Genomic DNA, 21,024 nt, shown 5'->3' with positions numbered 1-21,024 from the left:
ACGCGCGCGTGCAGGGCCGTTCCGAGCGGTGTCGCGTCAGCGGGTCACGGCTTGAGGACGAGGGTGTCGCCGGTGCTCTTGTCGACCGCCTTCTCGGAGAACGACCAGGGCAGCAGCTCGCCGTCGACCCACTTGCCCGTCTGATCCGTGTAGTGGGCGTTGTAGGCGTGGCCCGAGGCGCCCGTCAGGTTGATCCACTTGGACTTGTCGAGGTCGGCGAGGTTGACCACCATCCGCATGGACGGCACCCAGATCACGTTGTAGCCGCCGGCGGCGTTCCAGCCGGTCGCGTCGACGGTGGCCTCGCCGCCGCCGAGGTTCCAGGGGCCGCGGTTGAGCATGTACTGCAGGAATCCGGGGCCGGCGGTGCCGAGCGTCTGGTTCTTCAGGAACAGGCGGTGCAGCCGGCCCCAGCTCCAGGTGTCGATGTCCTTGCCGAGCTTGGCGGTCAGCTCCCAGCGGGCGTCGATCATGGCGCGGGCGAACAGCTGGTCCCGGTTCTCCGCCGCCGGGCGGGTGCCCGACTTCGGGGTCTTCCACCAGTCGCTGTCCGGCTTGTCCATCAGCTTGCGCACGACCTCGAACCAGCGGTCGCCGCCGTCCGGCTGCGCCTGGTCGGCGTCGCGCTTTCCGCACTCGCGCACCTTGGTGTCGTCGTCGACCGGACCGGTGCTGTCGATCTTGTCGACCCACAGGCACTGGCCCTTGACCCGCAGCTCCTTGGGGAGCTTGTTGCCGAAGGCGAGCTTGAGGACGTTGCGCCAGACGGCGTTGAAGTACGCGGCCGCCGCCGAGTCGGCGTCCTGGGTGTAGTCCCAGCCCTCCAGCAGCTTCTGCGCGTCTCGGACGTTCTTGTCGGCGAGGTTGATCTTCAGCAGCTTGGGCACCAGGAGCTTGGCGATCTCGCTGCTGTTGTCCAGCTGCATCTGACGCATGTCGTCGGTGGAGATCTTGCCGCCGTCCTTGATCTTGGACTCGATCAGGTCGGTGATGCGCTGGCTGCGGGCGCCGTAGCCCCAGTCGGTGGTCAGCGTGTATGGGTACTTCTTGTCGATCACGGCCTGGTTGGCGGTGACGATGTAGCCCCGCTTGGGGTTGTACTCGTAGGGCAGCTCGTCCTGCTTGACGAAGCCGGTCCAGCGGTACTTCGAGTCCCAGCCCGGTGCCGGTACGGAGCCGTCGTGGCCGGAGGAGCGGGTGGGGATCTTGCCGGGCAGGGTGTAGCCGATGTTCTCGGTGTCGGCGTAGATCAGGTTCTGCGAGGGCACGTCGAACAGGGCCGCCGCCGCGCGGAAGTCGTTCCAGTCGGACGCCTTGTCCATGGCGAACACGGCGTCCATGGAGGTGCCCGGGTCGAGCGCGGTCCACCGCAGGGCGATGCCGTAGCCGTCGCCGCGGTCGGGTGCCGCGGCGTTGACGGTGGCCCGCTTGCCGACCTGGACGAGCTCGTCGTCGCGGTCGGACAGCAGCGGCATCCCGTCGGCGGTCTGGCGCACCACGATCGTCTTGGAGGCGCCGCCGGCGACCTCGATGGTCTCCTGGCGGGTCTTGAAGGGCCGGACCTTGCCGTCGTACAGGTAGCCGTCGCCGGAGAGCTTCTCCAGGTAGAGGTCGGTGACGTCGACCCCGGAGTTCGTCATGCCCCAGGCGACGTCCCCGTTGTGGCCGATGATCACACCGGGCATCCCGGCGAACGTGTAGCCCGCGACGTCGAACTGGCACTTGTCGGAGACGGTCCGGCAGTGCAGGCCCATCTGGTACCAGACGGACGGCAGCGCCGGGGACAGGTGCGGGTCGTTGGCGAGCAGCGGGTGGCCGGTGATGGTGTACTGCCCGGAGACGACCCAGGAGTTGGAGCCGATGCCCTGGCCGTTCACTCCGACGGCGGTGGGCATGTCGTCCAGGACCTTGTAGAGGCCCCCCAGCTGACTTGTGAGCGCCGAACCGGAGGCGGACGAGGTCGAGGAGCCGGTCGTGCCGGTCGCGCCCTGAGAGCCGCCCGTGGCGCCGCCCTGCGAACCGGTCGTGGTGCCGGTGCCGGTCGTGGTGCCGCCCTGCGATCCGCTCGTGCCGCCGTTCTGCTGGAAGCTCTTGGCCAGCTCGCTGTACTGGCCCTCCTGGACTATCGGCTTGTTGCGGCCGTAGGGGTACGCCGGGTAGAGGTCCTGGATCTGCTGCGGGCCGAGGCGGCTGGTCATCAGCGCGCGGTCGATCTCGTCCTGCATGTTGCCGCGCAGGTCCCAGGCCATCGCCTTCAGCCAGGCGACCGAGTCGACCGGGGTCCACTTCGCGGGCTTGTAGTCGTTGGTGAAGCCCAGGGCCGCGTACTCCAGGGAGATGTCCTTGCCGTCCTTGCCCTGCAGGTAGGCGTTGACTCCCTTGGCGTACGCCTGGAGGTACTTCTTCGTGGAGGCCGACAGCTTGGTCTCGTACTCCTGCTCGGCGATCCGGTCCCAGCCGAGGGTGCGCAGGATCTCGTCGTTCTCGACCTGGCTCTGGCCGAACATCTCCGACAGGCGCCCGGAGGTCAGGTGGCGGCGCACGTCCATCTCGTAGAACCGGTCCTGCGCCTGGACGTAGCCCTGCGCCATGAACAGGTCCTCGTCGGACGAGGCGTAGATCTGCGGGATGCCGTAGCCGTCCCGCTTCACGTCGACGGGTCCGGAGAGGCCGTCGAGCGTGATCGAACCCGTGGTCTGCGGGAAGGAGGCGCGGACGGTGCTGATCGACCAGTAGGCGCCGCCGGTGATGCCCGCGATGACGGCCAGCACCAGCACGAGCACGATAAATCGGGCTTTGCGCCCCTTCTTCCTGCCGGACTTGCCGGGCTTGTCACCCGTTGTGGCGGTGGTGTTGGGGGGCATCGCTGTCCTTGCTGTCCTAACGCGAGCGGCAGGTCGGGCTGTGACTTTGAATGAGCGCTGGAGCAACCATAGGCGCAGGGCCCCGTGCCGCTTGACGCGGAGTCGGGAACCGGCGCGCACGAGCGTTCGATCCTGCCTCGGCGAGTGTCAAGAAAGCGTCAACAGTTAGGTAACATAACGAAGTACTTGGGCGCGGTGCGCCGCAGCCTCGGGTCTTGTGTACGTGTGCCCTCGCGCCCCCGGGCGCGGGCCAAGGAAGGGAACCGCCGCTGACCGTCCACCACCTCAACCAGCTCCTGCTCGTCTGCTCCCTCGTCCTGCTGGTCGCCGTCGCGGCCGTCCGGATCTCCTCCCGCAGCGGGCTCCCCAGCCTGCTCGTGTACCTGGGGATCGGCATCCTCATCGGCCAGGACGGGATCGGGCACGTCCACTTCAACAACGCCGCGATGACCCAGGTCATCGGGTACGCCGCCCTGGTCGTGATCCTCGCCGAGGGCGGTCTGGGCACGAAGTGGAAAGAGGTCCGGCCGGTCCTGGGGTCCGCCTCGGTCCTGGCGACGGCGGGCGTCGCGATCAGCGTCGGGATCACGGCGGCGGGCGCGCACTATCTGGTCGGGCTGGAGTGGCGGCAGGCGCTCATCATCGGCGCGGTGGTCTCCTCGACGGACGCGGCGGCCGTCTTCTCGGTGCTGCGGAAAATCCCCCTCCCCGCGCGCGTGACGGGCACGCTGGAGGCGGAGTCCGGCTTCAACGACGCCCCGGTGGTCATCCTGGTCGTCGCCTTCACCACGGCAGGCGACATCGAGCACTGGTACGTCCTGCTCGGCCACATCGCGCTGGAACTCGCCATCGGCACCACCGTGGGCCTCGCGGTCGGCTGGGCCGGCGCCTGGGGGCTCAAGCGCGTCGCCCTGCCCGCCTCCGGCCTCTACCCGATCGCCGTGATGGCGATCGCCCTCACCGCGTACGCCGCCGGCGCGCTCGGACACGGCAGCGGCTTCCTGGCCGTCTACCTGGCCTCGATGGTCCTCGGCAACGCCAAGCTCCCGCACTGGCCGGCCACCCGCGGCTTCGCCGAGGGGCTCGGCTGGATCGCCCAGATCGGCATGTTCGTCCTGCTCGGCCTGCTCGTCACCCCGCACGACCTGGGCGACGACATCCTGCCCGCCCTGATCATCGGGCTGGTGCTGACCGTCGTCGCCCGCCCGCTGAGCGTGGTGCTGAGCCTGGCGCCGTTCCGGGTGCCGTGGCCGGAGCAGGCCCTGATGTCCTGGGCGGGGCTGCGCGGCGCCGTGCCCATCATCCTGGCCACCATCCCGATGGTGAACGGCGTCACGGGCAGCCGGCACATCTTCAACATCGTCTTCGTGCTGGTCGTCGTCTACACCCTGGTCCAGGGGCCGACCCTGCCCTGGCTGGCGCGCGCGCTGCGCCTGGGCAAGGAGGGCGAGGCGGCCGACCTCGGCATCGAGTCGGCGCCCCTGGAGCGGCTGCGCGGACATCTGCTGTCCATCACCATCCCCGAGGGCTCCCGGATGCACGGGGTGGAGGTCAACGAGCTGCGGCTGCCGCCCGGAGCCGCCGTCACCCTCGTCGTCCGCGAGGAAGAATCGTTTGTTCCGCTGCCCACGACCGTGCTGCGGCGCGGGGACGAACTGCTCGTGGTCACCACGGACCCCGTCCGCGACGCGGCCGAACGCCGCCTGCGCGCGGTCGCCCAGGGCGGCAAGCTGGCGGGCTGGCTGGGCCTGGACGGACCCGGGTCGGGACGTAGGCACTGACCCCGAGAAGTGCTCGTTAAGGGGACGTTTCGTACGGTTCACACGCCGTGAAATCCCAGGTGGACCACATCCGAGGTGCTCGTTTTCACAGTCGTACGAACGGGTTGCCCCTGTACGATGAAGGCGCACTCAGATCGAACCAACTCTGCCTGACGCAGAGCTGGCGCGACCGTATGGCGGCCGGGACGCCCCCACCCACAGTGGCGCCGGTATCTACCGCAGTCCGCGCAAGAGGACAGCTCTCGGCGCCCGGGCCCGCACACAGGCCCCCGCTACCAGGCGGCAGAAAGGCACGGGCCGTGGGATCCACGGTCACCACCACCGCACCGGAGAACACCTCACCGGCCTCCCCCCGCCCGGGATACGGCGGGCTGCTGCGCACCCGCGGCGCCTGGACGTTCCTGCTCCCCGGCTTCGCGGCGCGCCAGCCGTTCGCGATGCTCACCATCTCGATCGTGCTGCTCGTGCAGCACACCACCGGCTCCTACGGCGCCGCGGGCGCCGCCGCGGCCGTGACCGGGGTGTCCATGGCGCTGTTCGCGCCCTACAGCGGCCGCCTCGCCGACCGTTACGGCCAGCGCACCGTGCTGATCCCCGGCGTTCTCGTGCACGCCCTGTCGGGCCTGTCCCTGACGGCGCTCGCGCTGGCGCACGCGCCCCTGTGGGCCCTGTTCGCGGCGGCCGTGCCGACCGGCGCCTCGGTGCCGCAGGTCGGCCCCATGGTGCGGGCCCGCTGGGGCGTGAAGCTCCAGGGTTCGCCCCTGATGACCACCGCGGCGGCGTTCGAGTCCGTCACGGACGAGCTGACCTTCGTCGTCGGCCCCCTGCTGGCCACCGCGCTGTGCACCGCCGTCTCCCCCGCCGCGGGCCTGGTCACCGAGGCCGCGCTGACGCTCGTCGGCGGCCTGTTGTTCGCCGCCCAGAAGAGCACGCAGCCGCCGGTGACCGGCGAGAGCGGGCACGCGCGCGTGCGGCACGACTCCGCCTTGCGCATCCCGGGCGTGCGCGTACTGGTGGTCACGTTCCTCGGCATCGGCTCGGTCTTCGGCGGCATGCAGGTCTCGCTGGCGGCGTTCACCGAGTCGATCGGCGACCCCGGTCTGAACGGCGTCCTGTACGGCGTCTTCGCCGCGGGCAACATGCTCTCCGGCATCGCCTGCGGCGCGATCGTCTGGAAGGTCGCCCCGCAGCGGCGCCTGCTGGTGGGCTACACGGGGCTCGCGCTGACCGCGTCCGCGCTGTGGACGGCGCACTCGGTGCTGCTGCTGGCCGGGCTCGGCCTGCTGGTCGGCATGTGCATCGCGCCCGCGCTGGTCACCGGCTACACACTGGTCGAGTCGCTGGTCCCGGCCGGCGCCCGCACGGAGGCGTTCACCTGGCTGACCGGCGCCGTCGCGCTCGGACAGGCGGCCGCGGTCACGGTCGCCGGACAGCTGGAGGACCGCCTGTGGGACGGCGCCGGATTCCTGGTGCCGATGGCCGGGACCCTGCTGGCGCTGGCGACCCTGGTGGCGCTGCGCTCGCGCCTTGTGGTCCAGTCCCGGAACCGCACGGTCGCACGTGGCGTCGGTCACCGCGTGCCGGTGACGGTGGACTGAGCCGCTGGAATACGTCACTATTGATGGTCGTTAGCACTCATCGAGTGAGAGTGCCAGGAGGAAGACAAGTGCCGACCTACCAGTACCAGTGCAAGGAGTGCGGCGAGGGCCTTGAGGCGGTGCAGAAGTTCACCGACGACGCCCTGACCGAGTGCCCCAACTGCGGTGGCCCCCTGAAGAAGGTGTTCTCCGCGGTCGGCATTGTTTTCAAGGGCTCCGGCTTCTACCGCAACGACTCCCGCGGCGCCTCGTCGAGCAGCAGCCCGGCGTCGAAGTCGTCCGGCTCGTCGTCGTCCGACTCGAAGTCGTCCTCGACCTCGTCGACGTCGTCCGCTTCGACGTCCTCGACGTCCTCGTCGAGTTCCGCCAGCAGCTCCGCGGCCTGAGTTCGCACGTCCGGGACCCTGCCGTCACGCGACGGCAGGGTCCTCGGCGTTCCCCGGCACCGGCTCCCCCGGTTTTTCGCGGCCAGCTAATGTGCTCGTCATGGCGAACGCAGACATCGGCGTGATCGGCGGCTCGGGCTTCTACTCGTTCCTCGAGGACGTGACCGAGGTCCAGGTGGACACCCCCTACGGACCGCCCAGCGACTCCCTCTTCCTCGGCGAGGTCGCCGGTCGGCGGGTCGCCTTCCTGCCCCGGCACGGCCGCGGCCACCACCTGCCCCCGCACCGCATCAACTACCGGGCCAACCTGTGGGCCCTGCGCTCGGTCGGCGTCCGGCAGGTCCTCGGTCCGTGCGCGGTGGGCGGACTGCGCCCCGAGTACGGCCCCGGCACCCTGCTCGTGCCGGACCAGTTCGTGGACCGTACGAAGTCCCGGGCACAGAGCTACTTCGACGGACTGCCGCTGCCCGACGGCACGGTGCCCAACGTGGTGCACGTGTCCATGGCCGACCCCTACTGCCCCGCCGGACGCGCCGCCGCGCTGAAGGCCGCCCACGGCCGGGACTGGGAGGCGGTGGACGGCGGCACCCTGGTCGTGGTCGAGGGACCGCGCTTCTCGACCCGCGCCGAATCGCTGTGGCACCAGGCGCAGGGCTGGTCGGTGGTGGGCATGACCGGCCACCCCGAGGCGGCGCTCGCCCGCGAACTGGAGCTCTGCTACACCTCCCTGACCCTGGTCACCGACCTCGACGCCGGCGCCGAGAGCGGCGAGGGCGTCTCGCACGACGAAGTTCTGCGGGTGTTCGCGGCCAACGTCGACCGGCTGCGCGGGGTGCTGTTCGACGCGGTCGCCGCGCTGCCGGAGACGGAGGCGCGGGACTGCCTGTGCGTGAACGCGCTCGGCGGGATGGACCCGGGGTTCGAGCTGCCGTGAGGTGAGGGCGGGGAGCGTGAGGTGAGGGCGGGGAGCGTGAGGTGAGCGCGGGGAAGGTGATCTGAGGGGCGGCGAAGCCGGCGGCCGAAGGGGGCGGGCGCGGGAGCGGCGGGCCGCGGAATTCCTCGTTCGGGTGGGCGAGTTGTCCACAACCGGCCGGTAGCCCACCGGCTCCGGCGGACTTCGGCGCGAGGCGTCATCGTGGCAGGGCAAGCCAAACCCTCGTCGCAGGTGGTGATCCCCATGCCCATGACCTCGTCGTCCCCCACCCCCCTTCCGCCCCCGGTCCGCCTCCCCCGCCCGCTGGGCACCGACGCGCCCGCGACCTGCGAGGTCCCGCACTTCCCGCCGGTGCGGGTGCGCGGCGGGCGCTATCAGCTCCAGCGGCTCGTGCGGCATCGCCGGCGGGCCCTCGCGGCCGGCCTCGCCGTCACCGCGGCCGCGCTCGTGGCGGCCGGTCCCCGGTCGGTGACCGAGCCGCACCATGCCGAGCGCCCCCGCGGGCACCCGGTCGCGGAGCCCGTACGACGGCACGGGCCGGCGGACATGGTCCGGGCGCCGGTGCGGATCTCCGACGCCGCCGCCGTCCGGCTGCTGCGCCCCGGCGACCGGGTTGACGTCATCGCTGCCGAGGATCCGTCCAGGGGAGGCGGCGCCCAAGTACTCGCGCGCGGGGTGCGGGTGGCCAGGCTGCCCGAGCCCCTGGACACCGGGGCTGACGGTGCGTCCGAGGCCGGAGCGCTGGTCGTGCTCTCGGTACCGCGTGCCACGGCGGCCCGGCTCGTCGGCGCGAGCGCGACCGCACGACTGGCGGTGACGCTGTGGTGACCCTCCTCGACCGCTTTCCAGCAGGCTTGCTGTCAAGTCCCTCGATCAAGCTACGGAATTCGACACAATGGCCGTGCGGTGCCGTAGGTTGCGGAGCGTTTCGTTCCACACCCTGCGCATGCGAGGAGAGTCCCCAAGGTGAGCGCGAAGAAGGAAGCGAGCGTCTGGCAGGGCTTCAAGGCCTTCCTGATGCGCGGCAACGTCATCGATCTGGCAGTCGCGGTGGTCATCGGTGCCGCCTTCACGAACATCGTCAACTCGGTGGTGAAGGGGATCATCAACCCGCTGGTCGGGGCGATCGGCACGCAGAACCTGGACCACTACAGCTCATGCCTGAAGGCCCCGTGTTCGGTGAGTCCGGACGGCACGGTCAAGAGCGGTGTGCCGATCCTGTGGGGCTCCGTCATCGGCGCCACGCTCACCTTCGTGATCACCGCCGCGGTCGTGTACTTCCTCATGGTCCTGCCCATGTCCAAGTACCTGGCCCGCCAGGAGACCCGGAAGAAAGCGAAGGAGGGCACGCGCGAGGTCATCGAGGTGACCGAGCTGGAGGTGCTCAAGGAGATACGCGACGCCCTGGTCGCCCAGCGCGGCGCGGGACACGACAGTTAGCGACGCCCCCGTGGGCGGCTCAGAGGTGGTGGGGCGGCTTCTCGTCGAGGAAGCGCTTGAGGTCGGCGGCGCTGTCGCCGTCCGGCCGGTCGCCCCACCCCCGGTCGGTGTCGTCCGAGGACTGCTGGTTCAACGGGTCGTCGAAGACGAGCGCGGCCTTCGGGTCGCGCGGCTCGGGTGCGGGGGCGGTGCTCATGCCTCCAGAGTACGGCCCCCACATCGCTTGTGATTCCGTTCACAAGAATTTGTCCACGATTTCTGATCTCCTGGGAAGCATGACGTCGAGTTCCGCTCCGGCGCCCGCTTCACCGGGTGCACCGCAGTCCCAGGGGCCCTTGCGGCGGCTCACCGCTCGCGCGGCGGACGAGGCGCACCGCGTCTCCTCCCCGCTGGAGCTGCTCTTCGACCTGTGTTTCGTCGTGGCCGTCGCGCAGGCGGGCGTGCAGCTGGTGCACGCCGTGGCCGGGGGGCACGCCGGCGAGGGCATCCTGTACTACGCGATGGTGTTCTTCGCCATCTGGTGGGCGTGGATGAACTTCACCTGGTTCGCCTCGGCGTACGACAACGACGACGTGCTCTACCGCGTCGTCACCCTCGTCCAGATCGCCGGCGTCCTGGTGCTGGCGGCCGGTGTCTCCCGGGCGTTCGAGCAGCACGACTTCCTGCTGGTGTGGGTCGGCTATGTGATCATGCGGCTCGCGATGGTCGTGGAGTGGCTGAGAGCGGCGAGATCCGCTTCGGGCGCCGAGCGAACCACGACCCTGCGGTACGCGGGTGGCGTCCTGTTGTGCCAGGTCGGCTGGCTGGGGCTGGTGGTCCTGCCCGAGCCGACGCGGCCCTGGGTGTACCTGGTGATGGTCGTCGCCGAACTGTGCGTGCCGCTGTACGCGGAGCGGAGCAACCCGACCCCCTGGCATCCGCACCACATCGCCGAGCGGTACGGCCTGTTCACGATCATCGTGCTCGGCGAGACGATCGCCGCGGCCACGGTCGCCGTGAAGTCGGGGGTGCAGGAGCACGGCGCGCTGGGCGAGGTGCTGCCGATCGCGGCGGGCGGCCTGCTGATCGTCTTCTCCGCGTGGTGGATCTACTTCGTGGTGCCGATCCACGGCCACCTGCGCTCCAACCGGCAGTCGTTCCTCTGGGGGTACGGGCACTACCTGATCTTCGCGTCGGCCGCCGCGGTCGGCGCCGGCCTGGAGGTGGCGGTGGAGCAGACGGTCGGCAAGGCGCACATATCGACGCTGTCCGCCTCGGCGGCCGTGACCCTGCCGACGGCCTTGTACCTGCTGACCGTCTGGCTGCTGCACGCACGGCACTTCAAGGTCGGCACCGCCCAGCAGTTGGTGCTTCCGGTCACGGCACTGCTGGTGATCTGCTGCACCTTCCTGGGCGACTGGGCGGTGTTCGCGGCGGGGATCGTGTCGGCCGCGGCGGTCGCGACCGGGGTGACGCTGACGGCGCGCATGGCGGCCCGCGAGCAGCGGGAGGCCGCCACGGCACCGGCTTCCTGAACTCCGGGGAAGCGTCGCGGAGGTGGGCCAGACTGGCCGCCATGACAGTTGACGCATTGACGGACGTCACCGGGCTGCGGGTGGGGCACGCCGCCCGCCGGGGGGACGGCTGGCTCACCGGCACCACGGTCGTGCTCGCCCCCGAGGGCGGCGCCACCGCCGCCGTGGACGTGCGCGGAGGGGGCCCGGGCACCAAGGAGACCGACGCCCTCGACCCGCGCAATCTGGTGCGGAAGGTGGACGCCGTCGTGCTGACGGGAGGCAGCGCGTACGGGCTCGACGCCGCGTCCGGGGTCATGGCCTGGCTGGAGGAACAGCGGCGCGGGGTGCCGGTCGGGAAGGATCCGGCGCAGGTCGTGCCGGTGGTCCCGGCCGCGTGCGTCTTCGACCTGGGGCGCGGCGGCGACTTCCGCGCCCGCCCGGACGCCGCGACGGGCCGCGCGGCGGTGGAGGCGGCCGCGGCGAGCGCGCCGGGGGCACGGGTGCCGGAGGGGTGCGTGGGCGCCGGCACGGGCGCCGTGGCCGGACGGCTCAAGGGCGGGGTGGGAACCGCGAGCACGGTCCTCGACTCGGGGATCACCGTGGCCGCGCTGGTGGTGGTGAACTCCGCGGGAGCGGTGGCGGATCCGGAGACGGGGGTGCTGTACGGGGAGTTGTTCCAGGGGCGCGTGGACTACCCGGACGAGCGGGTGCACGAGGCCGCGCGCCGGCGTCTCGCCGAGACGGGCGGCCCGGACACACCGCCGCCGCTCAACACGACGCTCGCGGTGGTCGCGACCGACGCCGACCTCACCAAGGCACAGGCGCAGAAGGTGGCGGGCACCGCACACGACGGCATCGCGCGCGCCGTGCGCCCGGTGCACCTGCTGCACGACGGCGACACGGTGTTCGCGCTGGCCACCGGGGCCCGCTCGCTGGACGCCGCGAACCCGCTGGCGCTCAACGACGTGCTCGCGGCCGGCGCGGACCTGGTGACGCGCGCGATCGTGCGCGCGGTGCGGGCGGCGGAGTCGGTGGCGGGGCCGGGCGGAGTGTGGCCGTCGTACGGGGAGTTGTACGGCGGGAAGTAGGACGGCCAGTGCCAGGGGCGTAAGTTGAGCGGGATCCGCCCACGTCGGCGCCCGGCGACGAGAGGCGGCGGCAGGGGAGGCCCCCACTCCCGGTCCGTTCCCTCTTTCTTCACCTGGTTCGGGCGAGGATGCCCCGGCGTTCACGCCAGGGAGGAATCACCTTCTGTTGCTACGGCTCCGAAGCGTCGCCGCCTGCGCGTTTCACCAGCGTGGAGCGCCCGCGCGGCCACGCGGCGGAGACGAAGAATGCGAACGACTGTCCCACTGGTCACCGTTCGGGGTGACCGCCGACTGAATGGCGGTCGTGTGTGCGGTTGTCGCACTACGGTCCGGTTTTGTGAGGTTGGTGGTGCAGGTGAAGCTGCTGCCGACGCTGGAACAGGCGTCGGCTCTCGAGGCGACCCTGCGCGCCTGCAACCGGGCCGCCACCTACGCCTCCCGTGTGGCCTTCGCCAACGATCTGAAGGACCGTAACGGCCTGCAGAAGGTGGTGTACACGGCCCTGAAGGCCACCTTCGGACTGTCCGCTCAGCCAGCGGTACGCGTGGTGAAGAAGGTCGCCGACGCCTACACGGCGCTGAAGGCGAACCTGCGGGCCGGGAGTCTGGGTTCGCCCACGACCAAGCGGTACCGCAAGGCCGTCGGCTCGCCAGTCGTCTTCCGTCCGGATGCGGCGCAGCCGTTCGACGACCGGTGCCTTTCGTGGCAGTACGACGCGCGGACCGTGTCGATCTGGACCGTGGACGGGCGGATGAAGGGGATCCGGTTCGCCTGCTCACCCGACCAGTTCAAGACTCTTGTGCAGTACCGCAAGGGCGAGAGCGACCTGGTGTGCCGGAGCGGGAAGTGGTTTCTGATCGCCACCTGCGACATCCCAGATCCCGACCCGTATGAGCCGGTCGACTGGATCGGCGTGGACCGGGGCATCGTGAACCTGGCCACCACCTCCGACAGCACCAACCACCAAGGGCGACGGCTCTCGCGCTACCGGCGCTGGCAGGCCCGCAAACGCGCCGAACTCCAGGCCAAACAGACCCGCTCGGCCACCCGGCGTCTCGCGCGTCGCGCGAAGAAGGAGAAGCGTCATGCCACGCAGGTGAACCATCGCATCAGCAAGGAGATCGTGTCCGTCGCGCAACGCACCGGTCGCGGGATCGCCATCGAGGCACTCGGCGGGATCCGTGAGCGGGTACGGCTACGCCGCGACCAGCGGGGCACTCTCTCCTCCTGGCCCTTTCACCAGCTCGGGCAGCACCTGGCCTACAAAGCACGCAAGGCCGGGGTGCCGTTCCTCGAGGTGGATCCGGCCTATACCTCGCAGTGCTGTCCGCGCTGCGGGCACACCGAGCGGGCCAACCGGCCCGACCGGGACCACTTCCGCTGTCGTCGGTGCGGGCTCGCTGGCCCTGCCGACGTCGTCGCCGGGGTCAATGTGCGCGACCGCGCACGCTCGGCGTGGGTGTTCGTCACCGCACCCGCACCCGCCCCCTGAAAGGGGTGGGTGGATGCGACCCGTGACCGTCCTGTCGTAGGGGGCAGTCGGGAGCGCGACGAGGTGTGAACGACCGAGTACACAAGCTCGGCCGTTCACGGCCGAGACGGTGACCTTCGACAAGTCCATCACCGAGAAGAAGGCCGTGCAGTCACACATCACGGTCAGCTCCAGCAGTAGTCAGCAGATGGTGGGGTGCCGGTTCGGCGACCGCCGGTTGGGCTTCCGGTCGCGAGACTACTGGAAGGCCGGCTCCAAGGTCACGATGAAGATCGACCTGGGAGGTACAGGGCGCGCAGGGCGCCACGTCGGCCAAGTGGTTCTACGACAACTCGCTCATCGGGGACGTCGTGATCGTGAAGAACTCCCCCGACACGACGGTGTCGCCGGACAACGGACTCAACGGCTGGAACATGGCGTGGAGCGCCTGGACCGCGGGAAGTGCCGCCTGAGCGGCGGATTCTGACACAACGTGAGGCCGCGCGGGGAACTCTTCGCGCGGCCCCGACGTTTTCCCTGCGTACGTTTTCTCGGTTCCCGGACATGATGTCCGACCGAGGGGCTACGGTATGCACCCACCAGGTGACATGCAGCAACGCCGGGAGAAACCTTGAGCGTTCCGTACGAGACGGCAGCGTACGAATCCGCCGAGTCGCCCGAGTCTCCGGAGGAGCACCTCGCGCGACTCCTCGGCCGTGCCCTGAACTCCTTCGAGCTGCCCGACGAGGTCATACGGCAGCTCGACTGCGCGCTGGCGCACGACGGCTCTCTGCACTCCGCGCACCACAGCGCGGGGCTGCACCGGGAGACGTACCGGCACACCTGGCTGCTCGCGGACGGTTCGGCGGTGACCCTGTGGGAGCTGGTCCACAACACCGCGCCGGGCGGTGAGACGCTCCACGAGGTGTATGTCGACGAGGAGGAGCTGGCCACCGCCACGGCCCGGCTCGCGCTGCCCCCGGACGAGCCGGACTTCGAACTGCCCCTGCCGGTCCAGCTGTCGGCCATCCCCGAGCCCCGGCACGTGTACACCCCCGACGACTCGGCGGACCACGCGCGCCGGCTGCTGCGCCGGGCGGAGAACCCGGACCGGCCGGGCGCGGAGACGGCAGCGCTCCTGGCGACGGCGGCCGCGCACCAGATCACCCAGGCGTTCGGGCGCCCCGGGCGGGCCGGCCGGGCGGGGCTGAGCTTCGCGCTGTACGAGCACGCGTTCCTGCTGCGGGACGGCCGGGAGGTCTCCCTGTGGGAGGTCGAGCACACGGCGACGCCCGACGGGCGGCACATGTGCGAGGTGTATCCGACGCAGGACGCGGCCCGGGACGCAATGGAGCGCCGCGCCGCCCGTCAGGGCTGACCTCGACGAGAACGGCACGAAGGACGCGGGCGCGAAGGGCGCGCCGGCCGGGCGACGATGCGGGCGCCGGGGCTTTGGCCGGCCCGGTCCGTCCCGTCAGCGGCCGCCGAGTTGCCGTACCAGGACCGCGAAGGCGTCCTGTTCGGCCGGGGTGAGTTCGACGGCCTCCAGCGAGGGGCCGAGCCGAGCCTGGGCCGGGAGGGCCGGCAGGATCCGGAGGGCGGCGGACGGACGCCATGCCGGGCGCCATCCGGCGGTCTCGACGCGGACGCGGCGCACCAGGCGCAGGAAGACGACGGTCCAGACGACGGCCGCCACGGCGAGGACGGCCACGCCGATCAGCTGGAAGGTCGAGACGTGGTCAGCCATGCCCCCCAGTACACACCACGGTCCGGGACTTTGGCCCCGGACCGTGATGTATCTCGCAGGTGGTGTGAACAACTCACAGCTCACCAAAGGGACAAGAGAGCAGCAAGGGAGGGACAGGAGGGCGACGAGGGAGGGACAGGGGGTGGCGGTCGGACATCAGGCGGCGACCGGCTGCTTCGTCTCCTTCGCGGCCGGGGCGGCGCCCGTGGCCGGGTCGGCGTCGGTGGTTCCCGGGGCCGGCGTGCGCAGGCCCTTGAGGACGACCACCAGGGCCGTGGTGACGCACACGCCTGCAGCGATGGCGAGCAGGTAGAGGAACGGGTTGCCGATCAGCGGAACCACGAAGACACCGCCGTGCGGGGCGCGCAGGGTGGCACCGAAAGCCATCGACAGGGCGCCGGTGACCGCGCCTCCGACCATCGAGGACGGGATGACCCGCAGCGGGTCCGCCGCCGCGAACGGGATCGCGCCCTCCGAGATGAAGGAGGCGCCCAGGACCCAGGCGGCCTTGCCGTTCTCGCGCTCGGTCTGTGTGAAGAGCTTGCCGCGCACGGTCGTGGCCAGGGCCATCGCGAGCGGCGGAACCATGCCGGCCGCCATCACGGCCGCCATGATCTTCATGGCCGAGTCGCTGGGGCTCGCGACCGCGATGCCCGCCGTGGCGAAGGTGTACGCGACCTTGTTGACGGGGCCGCCGAGGTCGAAGCACATCATCAGGCCGAGCAGGGCGCCCAGGAGGATGGCGTTGGCGCCGGTGAGGCCGTTCAGCCAGTCGGTCATCGCCCGCTGCGCGGAGGCGATGGGCTTGCCGATGACGACGAACATCAGGAATCCGACGATCGCCGAGGAGATCAGCGGGATCACGACCACCGGCATGATGCCGCGCAAGGCCGCCGGGATGCGCACCCGCTGGATCGCCATCACCACGCCACCGGCGATCAGACCGGCGGCCAGACCGCCGAGGAAGCCCGCGTTGATGGTCAGCGAGATCGCGCCGCCGACGAAGCCGGGCACGAGCCCCGGCCGGTCCGCCATGCCGTACGCGATGTACCCGGCCAGGACCGGGACCAGGAAGCCGAAGGCCACGACACCGATCTGGAAGGACAGCGCGCCCCAGCTGTCGGCCTGGGTCCAGATGAAGTGGTCCATGACCGACGGCGCCTTGTTGATCTTGTAGCCGCCGATCGCGAAGCCGAGGGCGATCAGCAGACCGCCCGCCGCGACGAACGGGACCATGTAACTGACGCCCGACATCAACCATTTGCGCAACCTGGTGCCGTAGCCCTCGGTGGAGTCGCCGGCGCGCTCGACCGGCGTGCCGTCCGGCCGGGCAGCCGCTGTCACCTCACCGCGGGCCGCCTTGTCGCGGACTTCGGCGATCAGTTCGCCGGGGCGGTTGATGCCCGCCTTCACGCCGACGTCCACGGTCGGCTTGCCGGCGAAGCGGTCCTTGTCGCGTACGGGGACGTCGTGGGCGAAGATCACGGCGTCCGCCGCCGCGATCACCGCCGGGTCGAGCCGGGTGAAGCCGGCCGACCCTTGTGTCTCGACGATCACCTCGACGCCGGCATCGCGGCCCGCGTTCTCCAGGGACTCGGCCGCCATGTAGGTGTGGGCTATGCCGGTCGGGCAGGAGGTGACGGCGACGACCCGGAAGGGACGCGCGTCCGGCCCGGAGCCGGAATCGGCGCCTGGGCCAGATCCGGAATCGGTGTGCGGGCCGGCTCCGGAACCGGTGCGCGGGCCGGTGCCTTCGGCGTTCGTCGTCGGTGCCGTACTGGCCGCCGCGGCGCCGGCGGAGGCCGCCACCGGCGCCGCAGCGGTGTCTTCGGGGGTGCCCGCCGCAGTCTCCGCACGGGTCGATACGTCCGCGCCCTCGGCCGCCTCCGCGGCGCCCGCGCCCGTCGCCTCCCGTGCGCCCTTCGCCGAGGGCGTCTCCTCGCCCCGGATCAGCGCCGCCGCCGCCCCGGGGTCGGCCGCGGCTCGCAGGGCGGTGGTGAACTCGTCGTTCATCAGCTGCCGGGCCAGGGAGGAGAGGATCGTCAGGTGGGCGTCGTCGGCGCCCGCCGGGGCGGCGATCAGGAAGATCAGGTCGGCCGGTCCGTCGGCGGCGCCGAAGTCGATACCGGCGGCGCTGCGGCCGAACGCGAGCGTCGGCTCGGTGACATGGGCGCTGCGGCAGTGCGGGATGCCGATTCCGCCGTCGAGGCCGGTCGGCATCTGGGCCTCGCGGGCGGCGACGTCGGCGAGGAAGCCCTCCAGGTCGGTCACCCGGCCCTGGCTCACCATGCGCTCGGCGAGGGCGCGCGCCGCCGCCTCCTTGGTGTCGGCGGACAGGTCGAGGTCGACCAGGTCCGCGGTGATCATGTCGCTCATCGCGGGCTCCTCTGCACGCGTATCGCCCAGGGAGTGGGGCGAGCGGGGGTGGGGACGGGAGTGGGGACGGAGGTGCCGTGGGGAGAGACGGCGGTCCGGGTCGAGGCGGGGCCGGGGAAGCCCCGCCTCCTGGGGGCGGCGGAGCGGCTCGGGGTGTCCGGCCGACGCACTGTCACGGTGAGTGGCGGGGAGCCTCGCCGCTCCGGGGCCGGCCGACTGGGCACGTCCGGGCGCGGGCTGGGCGCGTCCGGGCGGGGGCTGGGTGCCTCCGGGCGTGGGGGTGCGGGGCGTGCGCCCAGATGCCGGGTGCCAGGGCGTGTGCCGCGGAGCGTGAAGGAGTTCATGACACCGGCACCCCCAGGACCCGGTCGACGGGGATGTCGGCCGTGACCATGACCGCCGCCGGGTCCAGGTCGGCGGGGGACGGCATCACGCTGCCGGGGAGCCGGACGGCGGCGGCGCCATGGGCGACGGCGGAGGCCAGGGCCCCCGGGCCGCTGCCGCCCGCGATGAGGAACCCGGCGAGGGAGGAGTCGCCGGCGCCCACATTGCTGCGGACGGTGTCGACGCGGGCGCTGCCGAACCAGGCGCCCGCGTCCTCCACGAGCAGCTGGCCGTCGGCGCCCAGGCTCGCGAGCACGGCGCGCGCGCCCATCTCGCGCAACTCCTCGGCCGCCTTCACCGCGTCGCCCACGGTCGCCAGCGGGCGCCCGACGGCCTCGGCCAGTTCCTCGGCGTTCGGCTTCACCACGTCGGGCCGTGCGCGCAGCGCCTCCAGGAGCGCGGGCCCCGAGGTGTCCAGGGCGATGCGCGCGCCCCCGGCGTGCGCCTCGGTGACGACGTCGGCGTACCAGGAGGGCGCGAGCCCCCGGGGCAGGCTGCCGCAGCAGGCGATCCAGTCGGCGTCGCGGGAGTGCTCGCGGACGGTGACCAGGAGCAGGGCCTGCTCGGCCGCCGACAGCTCCGGACCCGGCGCGTTGATCTTCGTCAGGCGCCCGTCCTCCTCCGCGAGCGCGATGTTGGAACGGGTGGCCCCGGCGACCGGGACCGACGCGACCTCGATGCCCTGCGCGTCGAGCAGTTCGGCGACGAGGGCACCGGGCGCACCGCCCAGGGGCAGTACGGCGACCGTGCGCCTGCCGGCGGCGGCGACGGCGCGGGAGACGTTCACGCCCTTGCCGCCGGGGTCCATGCGCTCGGTGTCGGCACGGATGACCTCGCCGCGCTTCAGCGCCCGGACCTCGTAGGTGCGGTCGAGGGAGGGGTTGGGGGTGACGGTGAGGATCATGCGCGTACTACTTCCGTGCCGCCGCGCTCGATGGCGGCGGCGTCCTCGGGGCTCAGCCCGCTGTCGGTGATCAGCAGGTCCACGTCGCTCAGGTCGCCGAAGCGGGCGAAGTGCTCCTGGCCGTGCTTGGAGGAGTCGGCGAGCAGGACCACCCGGCGGGCGGCGGCGATGGCCGCGCGCTTCACCGCGGCCTCGGCGAGGTCGGGGGTGGTCAGACCGTGCTCGGCGGAGAAGCCGTTGGCGGCGACGAACAGGACGTCGGCGCGGATCTCGCCGTAGGCGCGCAGCGCCCAGGCGTCCACGGCGGCGCGCGTGCGGTGCCGTACGCGCCCTCCGACCAGGTGGAGCTGGATGCCCGGGTGGTCGGCGAGGCGGGCGGCTATGGGCAGGCTGTGGGTGACGACGGTGAGGGAGGACTCCAGCGGGATCGCGGCGGCCATCCGGGCCACGGTCGTACCGGCGTCGAGGACCACCGTGCCCTCGGCGGGCACCTCGGCGAGGGCCGCCTTGGCGATGCGGTCCTTCTCGTCGGCGGCGGTGGACTCGCGTTCGGCGAGGTCCGGTTCGAAGTCGAGGCGGCCGGCCGGGATGGCGCCGCCGTGCACGCGCCGCAGGAGGCCGGCGCGGTCGAGGGCCTTCAGGTCGCGGCGGATCGTCTCCGCCGTCACCTGGAACTCCTCGGCCAGCGAGAGCACGTCCACCCGGCCGCCGTCCCGGGCGAGCCGGAGGATCGCCTGCTGCCGCTCCGGTGCGTACATGTCCGTTTGCCTCCGCCTCGATGTCCGACCGCTTCCGGATCATGCCCGAACGTGTGGTTTCACCGCGAGGCTACGCCGGGATGTCCGAAAAGTAAACGGGTTCGGACTCCATTCGGGCATGAACGGACTTTCACACTGCCGGGCGGGGCGTCCGGGCAGCGGAAAGGCCCGGCACCAGATCGGTGCCGGGCCCCACCCCGAAGTCGTCGTCTCCGTATCCGCCCCGGAGTCGTCGTGACTGGTCAGGACGCCAGCACGGGCGCGGATTCCTTCCCCGCCTCGGGGAGTTCGGCGGCGTCCGCCCCCTCGCCGTCCGACCCCTCGCCGTCCGCGCCCTCCACGTGCTGCGCCGGACGCTTCGGCAGCGCGAACATCAGCAGGAAGATCACGCCCATCAACGCGGCCACCCACCACAGCGCGTGCTGGAAGGCATGCACGAAGGCGGGGCCGACCCGGTCCCGGGTCAGCCGGTCGTCGATCACCCCGAAGAACACCACCGACACCAGGCCGAGGCCGAGCGCGTTGCCCATCTGCTGCACGGTGTTGATCAGGCCGGACGCCGACCCGGCGTGCTCGCGCGGCACCTCCGAGAGCACCGCGTCCGTCAGCGGGGCGACGATCAGACCCATGCCCGCGCCCATCACGACCAGCGGGAGCGCCATCTGCCAGGAGGCGATGGCGAGGCCGTAGCGGTGCGCCTCCCAGATGTAGAGCAGCACGCCCACGCCCATCACCAGCGCGCCGGCCTGCAGCACCTTGCGCCCGAACCGCGGGACCAGCTTCCCCACCGACATGCCGGCCGCAATCGACACGGCGATCGAGAACGGCACACCGGTCAGGCCGGCCCGCAGCGGGCGCCAGCCCAGGCCGATCTGCATGTACAGCGTCCAGACCAGGAAGAAGACGCCGAGCGCGACACCGAAGACGGTCTGTACGGCGATGCCCGCGGCGAAGCTCTTCACCCGGAACAGGGACAGCTCGACCAGCGGGGAGCCGTCGCGGGCCGCCTTGCGCCGCTCGTACGCCACCAGCGCCGCGAAGACGCCGAGGGAGCCGGCCATCGAGACGTACCCCCACAGCGGCCAGCCCAGCTGGCGGCCGCGGGTGAGCGGGTAGAGCAGCATCAGCAGGCCCAGCGTGACCAGGGCGACGCCGACGAGGTCCAGCTTGAGGGCCTTCGGCGCGCGGGACTCGGTGATGTAGCGGCGGCCGAGGAAGAGGGCGACGACGCCGACCGGCAGGTTGATGAGGAAGATGGGCCGCCACTCCAGCCCGAACAGGTTCCACTCCGTGAGCAGGGCGCCGAGCAGCGGGCCGGAGACCGCGCCGAGGCCGACGATCGCGCCGAACAGGCCGAACACCTTGCCGCGTTCGTGGGCGGGGAAGGTGGCGTGCACGATCGACAGGACCTGCGGGACCATCATCGCCGCCATGCCGCCCTGCAGGATCCGGGAGGCGACCAGCATCTCCGGGTTCGCGGCGAAGCCGCACAGGGCGGAAGCGAGGGTGAACCCGCCGATGCCGATGAGGAACAGCCGCTTGCGACCGTGGATGTCGCCGAGCCGGCCGCCGGTGATCAGGCCCGCGGCGAAGGCGAGGGCGTAGCCGGCGGTTATCCACTGGATCTGGCTGAACGTGGCGTGGGCGGTCCGCTCGATGGACGGGATGGCGATGTTGACGATCGTCACGTCGACCAGGTCCATGAAGGCAGCGGTCATGACGATGGCCAGGGCCAGCCAGCGTGTTCGGTCGGGGGTCGGTGCGGAGAGCGCGGTGTTGTCGTCGCCGTAGGTCATG

General features: G+C 71.4%; 17 protein-coding genes and 1 pseudogene. 11 read left to right on the top strand and 7 right to left on the bottom strand.

The window, feature by feature from the left end; all coding sequences use genetic code 11:
- Positions 1 to 44 precede the first annotated feature (44 nt).
- The gene (locus ABZ865_RS20265; protein WP_361231834.1) at positions 45 to 2,864 is read right to left on the bottom strand and encodes a penicillin acylase family protein; all 2,820 of its coding nucleotides are present in this window, start codon (positions 2,862 to 2,864) and stop codon (positions 45 to 47) included.
- Positions 2,865 to 3,079: 215 nt separating this feature from the next.
- Between ABZ865_RS20265 and ABZ865_RS20260 the strand changes: the two genes are divergently transcribed.
- The 6 genes from ABZ865_RS20260 to mscL all read left to right on the top strand — a co-directional run bounded on the left by ABZ865_RS20260 (position 3,080) and on the right by mscL (position 9,003).
- A complete protein-coding gene (locus ABZ865_RS20260; protein ID WP_361231832.1) occupies positions 3,080 to 4,645 on the top strand; it encodes a potassium/proton antiporter in 1,566 nt (521 codons plus the stop codon).
- A gap of 299 nt (positions 4,646 to 4,944) precedes the next feature.
- On the top strand, positions 4,945 to 6,243 hold the full coding sequence (locus ABZ865_RS20255) for an MFS transporter (RefSeq protein WP_361231830.1): 1,299 nt from the start codon (positions 4,945 to 4,947) through the stop codon (positions 6,241 to 6,243).
- A 68-nt stretch (positions 6,244 to 6,311) separates the two neighbouring features.
- Positions 6,312 to 6,629, top strand: coding sequence for an FmdB family zinc ribbon protein (locus tag ABZ865_RS20250; RefSeq protein WP_361231828.1), 318 nt, complete (start codon positions 6,312 to 6,314; stop codon positions 6,627 to 6,629).
- Positions 6,630 to 6,729: 100 nt separating this feature from the next.
- Positions 6,730 to 7,563, top strand: coding sequence for an S-methyl-5'-thioadenosine phosphorylase (locus ABZ865_RS20245; protein WP_361231826.1), 834 nt, complete (start codon positions 6,730 to 6,732; stop codon positions 7,561 to 7,563).
- 243 nt (positions 7,564 to 7,806) lie between these two features.
- Positions 7,807 to 8,391, top strand: coding sequence for an RcpC/CpaB family pilus assembly protein (locus ABZ865_RS20240; RefSeq protein WP_361231824.1), 585 nt, complete (start codon positions 7,807 to 7,809; stop codon positions 8,389 to 8,391).
- Positions 8,392 to 8,529: 138 nt separating this feature from the next.
- Complete coding sequence (gene mscL, locus ABZ865_RS20235) at positions 8,530 to 9,003, top strand: large conductance mechanosensitive channel protein MscL (protein WP_361231822.1); 474 nt, start codon at positions 8,530 to 8,532, stop codon at positions 9,001 to 9,003.
- A gap of 19 nt (positions 9,004 to 9,022) precedes the next feature.
- Here mscL and ABZ865_RS20230 read toward each other — a convergent pair whose 3' ends face one another.
- Positions 9,023 to 9,199: a hypothetical protein gene (locus ABZ865_RS20230; RefSeq protein WP_199842862.1), complete on the bottom strand. Its 177-nt coding sequence runs from the start codon at positions 9,197 to 9,199 to the stop codon at positions 9,023 to 9,025.
- A gap of 79 nt (positions 9,200 to 9,278) precedes the next feature.
- On the opposite strand from ABZ865_RS20230, the gene ABZ865_RS20225 reads away from it, so the two are divergent.
- The 5 genes and pseudogenes from ABZ865_RS20225 (at position 9,279) to ABZ865_RS20205 (ending at position 14,436) form a co-directional block, all read left to right on the top strand.
- Positions 9,279 to 10,517: a low temperature requirement protein A gene (locus tag ABZ865_RS20225; RefSeq protein WP_361231819.1), complete on the top strand. Its 1,239-nt coding sequence runs from the start codon at positions 9,279 to 9,281 to the stop codon at positions 10,515 to 10,517.
- Between the two features lie 41 nt (positions 10,518 to 10,558).
- Positions 10,559 to 11,587 (top strand): P1 family peptidase, encoded by a 1,029-nt coding sequence (locus ABZ865_RS20220; RefSeq protein ID WP_361231817.1) that lies wholly within the window; start codon positions 10,559 to 10,561, stop codon positions 11,585 to 11,587.
- Positions 11,588 to 11,924: 337 nt separating this feature from the next.
- A complete protein-coding gene (locus tag ABZ865_RS20215; RefSeq protein WP_361231815.1) occupies positions 11,925 to 13,079 on the top strand; it encodes a transposase in 1,155 nt (384 codons plus the stop codon).
- Between the two features lie 112 nt (positions 13,080 to 13,191).
- Positions 13,192 to 13,531, top strand: a pseudogene (locus ABZ865_RS20210) (Ig-like domain-containing protein); the annotation flags it as partial.
- 158 nt (positions 13,532 to 13,689) lie between these two features.
- Positions 13,690 to 14,436, top strand: a complete 747-nt coding sequence (locus tag ABZ865_RS20205; RefSeq protein WP_361231813.1) for a DUF6227 family protein — start codon at positions 13,690 to 13,692, stop codon at positions 14,434 to 14,436.
- Between the two features lie 96 nt (positions 14,437 to 14,532).
- On the opposite strand, the gene ABZ865_RS20200 is transcribed toward ABZ865_RS20205, so the two are convergent.
- The 5 genes from ABZ865_RS20200 to ABZ865_RS20180 all read right to left on the bottom strand — a co-directional run bounded on the left by ABZ865_RS20200 (position 14,533) and on the right by ABZ865_RS20180 (position 21,023).
- Entirely contained in the window at positions 14,533 to 14,805 is a 273-nt protein-coding gene (locus ABZ865_RS20200; protein ID WP_361231811.1) for a hypothetical protein, read from the bottom strand.
- 156 nt (positions 14,806 to 14,961) lie between these two features.
- Positions 14,962 to 17,181 carry a fructose-specific PTS transporter subunit EIIC gene (locus tag ABZ865_RS20195; RefSeq protein WP_361231809.1) on the bottom strand — a complete coding sequence of 740 codons (2,220 nt, stop codon included), beginning with the start codon at positions 17,179 to 17,181 and terminating at the stop codon, positions 14,962 to 14,964.
- Between the two features lie 340 nt (positions 17,182 to 17,521).
- A complete protein-coding gene (pfkB, locus tag ABZ865_RS20190) occupies positions 17,522 to 18,469 on the bottom strand; it encodes a 1-phosphofructokinase (protein WP_361231807.1) in 948 nt (315 codons plus the stop codon).
- Positions 18,466 to 19,227, bottom strand: coding sequence for a DeoR/GlpR family DNA-binding transcription regulator (locus ABZ865_RS20185; RefSeq protein ID WP_361231805.1), 762 nt, complete (start codon positions 19,225 to 19,227; stop codon positions 18,466 to 18,468). Before ABZ865_RS20185 ends, pfkB begins: the two co-directional genes overlap by 4 nt.
- Before the next feature lie 242 nt (positions 19,228 to 19,469).
- Entirely contained in the window at positions 19,470 to 21,023 is a 1,554-nt protein-coding gene (locus ABZ865_RS20180; RefSeq protein WP_361231803.1) for an MFS transporter, read from the bottom strand.
- Between the last annotated feature and the right edge of the window lies 1 nt (position 21,024).

Origin of the sequence: Streptomyces sp. NPDC047085 (genome assembly GCF_040643735.1) — a bacterium.
Lineage (GTDB): Bacteria > Actinomycetota > Actinomycetes > Streptomycetales > Streptomycetaceae > Streptomyces.
Note: the sequence above shows the minus strand (reverse complement) of the source record. Positions and strands in the feature narration are given on the sequence as shown.